Genomic DNA, 2,308 nt, shown 5'->3' with positions numbered 1-2,308 from the left:
TCGCGCTGATACTGCTCGGTGCGGCCGTCCGGCAACTGGCTGCTGATCAACCGCCCCTGGGCGTCGTAGCTGAACTGGGTGCGTTCGCCGAGGGCGTCGGTGATGGTTTGCAAATAGCCCCGGTTGTCATAGCTGAACCGCGTCGGATAACCCGAGCAATCGATGTGTTCGACCAGTTGGCCGAACGGGTTCCAGCGCAGCTTTTTGCTTTTGCCGGTGGCGTCGATGATCTCGACGACCTGGCCGTGGGTGTCGTAGCGGTAGCGGGTGATGTGGCCCAGCGGATCGGTTTCGGCGATGCAGTTGCCGCGCTGGTCGTAGCGATATTGCCAGCTGTTGCCCGCGGCATCGGTTTCCACCAGCGGCAAGGCCCAGTGTTCCAGCCATAAGGTCGATTCGCTGCGGCCCAGCGGGTCGGCTTCGCCGATCAGGTTGCCGGCGTCGTCGTAGCTGTATTCGTAGCGCCCGCCCAGCGGGTCGGTAGCACCGAGTAATTGGCGCTCGTCGTTCCACTCGAACTGCCAGGTCTGGCCGAGGTTGTCGGTGTATTCGGTGATCTGGTGCTGGCTGTTCCAGCGCCGTGTACTGACGCGCTGCGAGCCATCGGTGATGCGCGTGACACCGGCGAGGAGGTCGTAGTCGAACCGGTAAGTATCGCCCTCATCGGTCCAGTGCCGGACCACGCGCCATTCAAGGTCTTCAACCAACACCCATTCATAGAAGCACCGCAGCCCCGTGGGCAATTGATGCTCGACCATCCGCCGCCCGGCGTCGTAGGCGAAGCGCCGTTGCACCTGGCCGGTGGCGTCGCGCACCTCGGCCAGATTGCCCATTGCGTCGTAGCCATAACTGACGAGCACTTCACGATGCTGGTCGGGATACACGCGTTCCACCCGAGCCACGCGGTCGCCTTCTTGAATCAGCTCGACCTGTACCAGATCGAAAGTATCCCGCAGGCGCGACAATCGTCCGGTGTCGTCATAGTCGAGGTGGATACGGTTGTCATTGCGGTCGCCCAATTGATCAAGGCGCAGCAGCGCCGTATTGCCCGGCGTTGGATTGAACAAACGGTACATGCCGTCGTCGCTTTCAATCAACAACTGCCCATTAACGTGCCGCCGGACGCTCAGCCCTTCACCGGCACTGAATACCGCGCCGCCCAAGGGAATCGAACCCATGTCGATGCGCCGGGCCTGCTCATCGGTGTAGACCAGCGTTTCCCCGCCCTCCGGGTGAGGCAGGATTTCCACGCATACCTCGTAGGACACGCTCCAGCCGGCGCCGAACAAGCTGTCTCGGCGCTCGTCGCGGCTGTTGTAGAAGCGCTGCCAATCGATCGGCAAGATACCGGGCAGCACGAAATCCAGCTCTTCATCGCCCCCCAGCACCTTGGCCCCGGTCGCCGCATGCACCGGGTTCGATGAGCCCATGGCGGCATTGGCCATCGCGCTCATGGCGCTGCTGACGGCCATCGACGTCGCGCCGCCGATCAGCATGCACGGCAGTTTGCTGAAGAATTTGCCTTTGCCGCCCTTGAGCATCAGCAGCGCGGTGACCGCCAGCCCCACGCCCGGGGTCTTGCCGCTGCGGATCTCGCGCACCACCACCGAGCCACCACCAATGGTGACGTTGGGTGAGATCAGCCCGGAACCCACCACCTTGGCGTCGCAGGTGGTGCGGTCGCCGCTGCGCACGGCGGGTTGGCCGTTGATGGTGACTTTGTCCGAGCCCTCGGCCAGAAACTGCGGCGGCATCGGCGGATGCTTCATGCAGGCGACCAGGTCCAGCGGCTTGGGCACCGCGCCGGGCGCCGGGGTGGCGACAGTGGGGCGCCACATCTGGGAGAAGAAGCTCTCGGCCATGTCCAGATAGCTGGGCTCAGCCTCCGGCTCGGGTGCTTCCAGTTCGGTACCGGCCGGCGCGACATGGGACGCAATCGCCCCGGCGGCGCGGGCGGCGGGAATGCTGTTGATCAGGGTGTTGGTGGAGCCGGTGAGGATGTTCGCCTGCACCGTGGGCGGAAACAGCGAATTGCTGAAACTCTCGCACAGGTTGCTTAAACCCTTGTCGGCCCCGGTCTTGCTCATGGCAAGGCCGACGATAGTACCCACCACCGCGCCGAGCAGGAAGCAGCCGAGCCCGCCGGTGACGACGGTGATGCCGGTGGCCGCCACCACGGCAGCCGTCGCCAGCGCAGTAATCGCGATGTTGGCCGCCACCTCCAGCACGCCGCCGAGGATGTCGGCCATCATCGAGGTATGGTCGAGGGCATCGCCCAGCCGGGCGGCCCAGAGTGCGTCAGACATGC

The 2,308-nt window shown here is 64.5% G+C and carries 1 protein-coding gene; it reads right to left on the bottom strand.

The window, feature by feature from the left end; translation table 11 throughout:
- A partial coding sequence (locus BK658_RS28050) for a DUF6531 domain-containing protein (RefSeq protein ID WP_185019915.1) occupies positions 1–2,306 on the bottom strand: 2,306 nt, incomplete at its 3' end.
- Positions 2,307–2,308 lie beyond the last annotated feature (2 nt).

This window comes from Pseudomonas brassicacearum, assembly GCF_003732175.1.
Classification (GTDB): domain Bacteria; phylum Pseudomonadota; class Gammaproteobacteria; order Pseudomonadales; family Pseudomonadaceae; genus Aquipseudomonas; species Aquipseudomonas brassicacearum_G.
This window is presented reverse-complemented; position numbering and strand designations above follow the sequence as displayed.